At 70.1% G+C, this 5,627-nt stretch carries 5 protein-coding genes; all 5 read left to right on the forward strand.

Features of this window, described 5'->3' with window-relative positions; translation table 11 throughout:
- Positions 1 to 219: 219 nt before the first annotated feature.
- The 5 genes from PV646_RS23895 to PV646_RS23915 are packed head-to-tail and all read left to right on the forward strand — an operon-like array spanning position 220 to position 5,560.
- The gene (locus PV646_RS23895) at positions 220 to 630 is read left to right on the forward strand and encodes a hypothetical protein (RefSeq protein WP_500344406.1); all 411 of its coding nucleotides are present in this window, start codon (positions 220 to 222) and stop codon (positions 628 to 630) included.
- Between the two features lie 43 nt (positions 631 to 673).
- Positions 674 to 2,344, forward strand: coding sequence for a PPE domain-containing protein (locus PV646_RS23900; protein ID WP_500344407.1), 1,671 nt, complete (start codon positions 674 to 676; stop codon positions 2,342 to 2,344).
- Complete coding sequence (locus PV646_RS23905) at positions 2,341 to 3,096, forward strand: ESX secretion-associated protein EspG (protein ID WP_500344408.1); 756 nt, start codon at positions 2,341 to 2,343, stop codon at positions 3,094 to 3,096. Before PV646_RS23900 ends, PV646_RS23905 begins: the two co-directional genes overlap by 4 nt.
- Positions 3,097 to 3,148: 52 nt before the next feature.
- Positions 3,149 to 3,682 carry a YbaB/EbfC family nucleoid-associated protein gene (locus tag PV646_RS23910; protein WP_500344409.1) on the forward strand — a complete coding sequence of 178 codons (534 nt, stop codon included), beginning with the start codon at positions 3,149 to 3,151 and terminating at the stop codon, positions 3,680 to 3,682.
- 9 nt (positions 3,683 to 3,691) lie between these two features.
- Complete coding sequence (locus tag PV646_RS23915; protein ID WP_500344410.1) at positions 3,692 to 5,560, forward strand: hypothetical protein; 1,869 nt, start codon at positions 3,692 to 3,694, stop codon at positions 5,558 to 5,560.
- Positions 5,561 to 5,627: the final 67 nt, after the last annotated feature.

Below are 5,627 nucleotides of genomic sequence, written 5' to 3' on the forward strand. Positions count from 1 at the left end.
ACTGTGATTTGGGTCACATCAGGCCTTGTCAAGGGCCGTTCCAGGGATGTGAACAGAGATCGGGAGCCCGAACGGGCAGCACCCCGAGAGCGCTCCCACAACCAGGGCAAACGATCACGTTGTTACACGACGTTCACCTGGTCGTGGCCCGTTTCGGTCCGTGGCAACGGATTGTGAACCCGGATCTCAATTGGTAACTCGCGCCCCACAAAGTGGGCGATGCGCGAAAAGACCCCCGATACTGCCCGCATGTACATCGTCGGTGACAAAGACGCTGTCCCGCTCGGGGACACCGTCAGCTCGGGTCGGGTGCAGATCGACCCGACCGCGGGCGAGGAACTCCGAAAGCAGTTCCAGGCCCAGATCGACCAGGTCGACTCCTGGATCCAACGCGCCAACACGAGCATCGCCCGGCCGGCGCCGCTCGGCGCGAACCCCGTCGGCGACAAGATGCGGGACAAGTTCACGCATCGCGCCGAGGGCGAGCAGTACTCGTTCGTCAGCGTCATGACCGCGTATCGCACGGTCCTGGAGCAGACGAAGAACTCGATCGTCGATGCCATCGAGAACTTCGAGAAGCTCGACTCGGAACAGCAGGCCGAACTGAAGAAGCACATGGGTAACAGCTGATCTCGTGGCCAGCTGATCCAACGACGTGAGAGGCGAGCCGGTCATGCCCCCCGAGACCGACCCGAGCGAAGTCGAGAACGTCCCGGTCCTCACGGACCCGCAGAACTGGGCGTCCCGATCGCACCAAGAGCTCTATGCCGCGGTGCACAACAACAACGACCCCGGTCAAGCCGGCCAGATCAGCTCCGACTGGGGCAAGTACGGCAACGAGCTGACCGAGGCGTCCCGAGTGATCAACTCGGTCATCACCTCCTCGGAGTCGAAGTGGACGGGTGACGCCGCCGAGGCCGCCCGCGCCGCGATGAAGAAGCTCGGGGACTGGGTCGACGAGACCGCGAAGACGGCCGTCGAGGTCGGCAACAAGGTCGCCGACCAGGGTCGTGTCATGGAGACCGCCAGGGCGCAGATGCCCCAGCCCGTCCAGTTCGACTGGAACAAGGCCGCGGCCGCGCTGTCCCAGCCCGGCACCCCCGCCTTCGTGCTGGCCTCCGCCGACATCGCGGTCGCCAACGCCGCGTCGCGCGCCGCGCACGACCAGGCGGTCGGCGTGATGACCAACATGGAGAACAACTCCCGGCAGATCGACTCGTCGACGCCGGCCTTCAAGCCGCCGTTCAACCCGAACACCGGCAAGGTCGAGGAGCCGGTGATGGCGGTGCCGACCTCCGGCGCGGTCGCGTTCACCGGCGGCGCGGACGCCCTCATGGCCACCCAGGCCGCGAGCGCCGGTACCGTGGCCGCCCCTCCGACCGGCCAGCAGGCGGGTTCGGGCGCGGGTGCCGGAGCCGGTGGTGGTGCCGGCGGCGGCAGTGGCGTGAACCAGCCCGCCGCGGCGGCCTACAACCCGAGCGCGCCCGGCTACAACGCCCCGGCAGGTCCCGGTGGCGGTGCCGGCGGTGGCGCCGGTGGTGGCGCGGGCAGCGGCTACACCCCGCAGATGGGTGGCAACACCAGCACGAACACCGCTGCGGCGTACACGCCGACCGCACCGGGCTACAACCCGTCGGCCGGCACCGGTGGCTCCTACACCGGCGGCGGCAGTGGTGGCGGTAGCAGCTACACCCCGCAGATGGGTGGCTACACGCCGCAGACGGGCGGCGGCAAGAGCGGCACCGGTCAGAACCAGAACATCCCGAAGGCCCCGGTCGTCGGCCGCGACATCGCGAACCCGAACTACACCCCGCAGAACGTCAAGGGTGGTCCCGCTCCCTACACGCCGACGGCGCCCGGTTACAACGGTCCCGGTGGCGCGGGTGGTGGTGCCGGTGGCGGCGGTGGTGGTGCCGGTGGTGGTGCCGGTGGCGGCGCGGGCATGAAGGGCGGCCCGATGCCGTACACCCCGCAGATGGGTGCCGGTGGCGGCGGCGGTGGTGGCGGCGGTGGCGCGTTCGGCGGTGGCGCCGGCGGTACCGCGGGTGCCGGCGGTGGCGCGATGCAGTCCGGTGGCGCGGCCGGTGTCCAGGGAGCCCGCGGCGGCATGCCGATGGGCATGGGTCCCGGTGGCGCGGCCGCGGCCGGTGCCGGCATGGGTGGCGCGGGTGCCCCGATGGGTGGCGCTCCCGGTGCCGGGGGCAGGGGCGAGGAGGACAAGGAACACCGTTCCGCCAGCTACATCATGGGCGGCGACCTGTTCGAGGTCCCCGGTGAGAACCTGCCGCCGTCGGTGATCGGTGCCGCCAAGGTCAAGAAGCAGAAGGGGACCGAGTCGCAGTGATCACGCCCGAGTTCCTGCTCTCGCCGCGCGAGTTCGACGTGCTGTGGAACGACCTGCGGCTCGGCAGCGTGCCGTACCCGCTGGACGTGCCGAGCGAGGGCGCGACCGAGCAGGAACGCCGCGTGCTGGTCACCGAGACGATGGACGACCTGCGCTCGCGCGGGCTCGCCGACAACGACCGTCTCGAGGACTTCCTGCGGCTGCTCGACGATCACAAGGTGTCCGTGGACGCCGTCGCGGGTCTCGACCGCACCGTGCGCGCGCTCGCCGTCTCCAACGGCGAGCGCGCCGCGCTCGCGATCATCGACGGTGACCGGGTCGGACTCGTGGAGATCCGGGAGACCGGCATCGCCCGCGAGATCGTCAAGGTGCTGCCCGACGCCGTGCCCGGTCCGGGCACGGCGGTGAACGTGCGGGTCCAGTCCCTGCAGGACGCGGTCGCGATCCAGGAGGCCGAAGGGGCCGCCGACGCCGACGACCTGTTCGGCGAGGGCGGGGTGGACGAGAAGGACGCGCTGCAGCAGGCCGGCCTGTCCGCCCAGGACGCCAAGCAGTTCGACGAGCTCGCGTCCAACCGCGTGGCGGGCGGCCAGTTCGGCATCACCCAGGACCGGCAGCGGTCGGGTGTCGTCATCAACTGGTTCGACACCCACCAGGGCCGTTACCTGATGGTCAACTCGGACGGCTGGCTCAGCCTCTCGCCGACCGACAACGACCGCATCGCCACCCGAATCAACGCTGTCCTCGCGTGAGCTGACACGCGAAGCAGTACCGCAAGTTGAACCGCCGCCGCCGGAGGACCGTGTGACATCCGCGAACGACTACAAGTACGACCCCACCAACCCGCTCGGGTGGGTCGAGGCGTACGAGGCCAGGTTGGCCGACCTGAAGCAGAAGTCGGAGGACCTCACCGAGAACTTCGCGGCGGCGGGCGCGACCGTCGTGTCCAAGGACGGCGCGGTGACCGTGACCGTGGGCCCCAACGGCGGACTGCAGAACCTGCAGCTGGGGCACCGCGCGATGGAGCTGGGCGGACCCCGGCTCACCGCGCTGATCCTGGAGACGGCGCGGGCTGCCCAGAAGCAGGCCGCCACCCAGGTCCTCGAACTGTTCGCGCCGCTGGGCGAGGGCACCGAGGCCTACCAGATGGTGTCGGACTCGATCCCGGACGACGAGGTCGAAGAGGACACCGACGCGTACGAAGACGAGATCGACGACGAGCCGGCACCTGCGCCGGCCCCGCCCGTCAGCCGGCCAGCCGCGGCCCCACAGCCCGCGCCCGTGCGCGGCAGGTCCCGTGCGGCCGACGACGATGACGACGACAACCAGCCCTGGTAAGGAACAGCGATGACCGCGCCTGAAACTCCACTCCCGTCGCCTCCCGGGATGCACATCACCGAGGAGAACAAGCTCAAGGGCTCGCTGTTCATCGAGGCCTACGGCAGCTTGATCGACGGCATCAGCAAGGACGCCGAGAGCGAGACCGAGAAGGCGCTGGACATCACGTTCAACGCCATCGGCGCCGCCTCGGCCACGGTGATGTTCGCGATCGACCCGCTCGGCAGCATCATCGGCGCCGGCGTCGGCTGGCTGATCGAGCACGTGTCGTTCCTGCGTGACGCCCTGAACCAGCTGATGGGCAACCCGGAGGAGATCCAGGCCAACGTCGAGGCCAACAAGGCGCGCGCGGCCGAGCTGCGCGTGCTGGCCGAGGACCACAAGAGCGGCCTCGCGACGTTCGACGGCTGGACGGGCGCGTCGTCCGAGCGCTTCCAGGCGTCGATGGACAACATGAGCCACGAGCTCGACGACCTGGCCAACGCCGTCGAGTCCAAGGCCAAGATCGTCGCGATCATGGGCATGCTGGTCACGGTCCTGCGTGACATCGTGCGCGACCTGATCGCCCAGCTGATCGGTTCGCTGATCGGTGGCGCGCTCATCGCCGCCGCCATGATGATCCCGACGTTCGGCGCCTCGATCGCGATCTTCGGTGGCTTCGCGGTGGGCAAGGCCGTCGCGCTGGGCGTGAACATCGCGTCCCGCGTCGCGCGCGTCGTCGCGGCCCTGGGCCGTCAGATGAAGCGCATCGGCGACCTCGACGACATCATGAAGAAGGTCAGCAAGGGCTGGGAGCGGTTCGAGAACTCCGCTGACGTCGCCGAGATCACCTACGAGGGCTACAAGGCGCAGAAGGGCGTCGACGACAAGATCGACGAGGCGATGGCGAACAGGGGCGGCGGTGGCGGTGGCAACACGCCTCCCGGTGCCACCGACGGCAAGACCGCCGCGGACACGACCGGCACCGCGAGCGCGACGCTCGCGAACGCCCGCGTCGGGATGGTCCAGGCGGACGGGACCGCCCAGGCGACGCTCGCCAGCGCCCGCATCGGCACCGTGCAGCAGGACGGCTTCGCTCAGGCGACGCTGCCGAACGCCCCGCTGAGGGCGACGGCCACGACCGAGCCGATGCAGACCCTCAAGCGGATGAACGCGGCCGAGCCGCTCCAGCCGACGCAGGCCCGTCTCGCGTCCGAGCCGCTGCAGCCGACGATGCAGGCCCGCACGGCGATGCACGCCGCGGAGCCGTTGCAGCCCGTCCAGGCGTTCGAGCGGACGGCGATGCACGCGGCCGAGCCCGTGCAGCCGATGCAGCGCACGGCCATGACGGCCGCCGAGCCGCTGCAGCCGTTCCAGCGGGCGGAAGCGGTCCAGGCACCGATGGCGTTCCAGCGGGCGGAGGCGCTCCAGGCACCGGTCGCGTTCTCCCGCGCGGAGGCGATGGAGCCGTTGCAGCCGATGCAGCGCGCGGAAGCCGTCCAGGCGCCGATGGCGGCCCGCTACGCCGACGCGTCGGACTCGACGATGACGTCGGGCGTCAGCATGACCTCGGGGGCTCCGGTCCACGAGAGCGTGCAGCCGATGCAGGCGGCGCGTGAGATGTACATCAGCCCGGAGACCCCGTCGGAGCCGTTGCAGGCTTCGTCGGGCTACGAGCCCCTCGCGCGCACGCAGATGTCGCACGCGTACGACGCCCTCGAGCCGTCGCAGCCGTACTCGCGCGTCGACGCCGAGCCCGCTTACTACGAGAGCGTCAACCCGCTCATGGCGAGCGAGCCCGTGCAGCCGGTCATGGGGTACGAGGCCGCGGGCGGTGCCGCGGCTCAGCCTCTGCGGCCGACCATCGCGCACGAGCGGTCCGCACGGCCCACAGAGTAAGTCCAGCCAACAGCCGGGATCCCTCGATCCCGCCTCGTTCTGACGCAGTTCTGGAGAATCGCCGCTC

This window comes from Streptomyces sp. ID05-26A (genome assembly GCF_033794685.1).
Classification (GTDB): Bacteria; Actinomycetota; Actinomycetes; order Mycobacteriales; family Pseudonocardiaceae; genus Lentzea.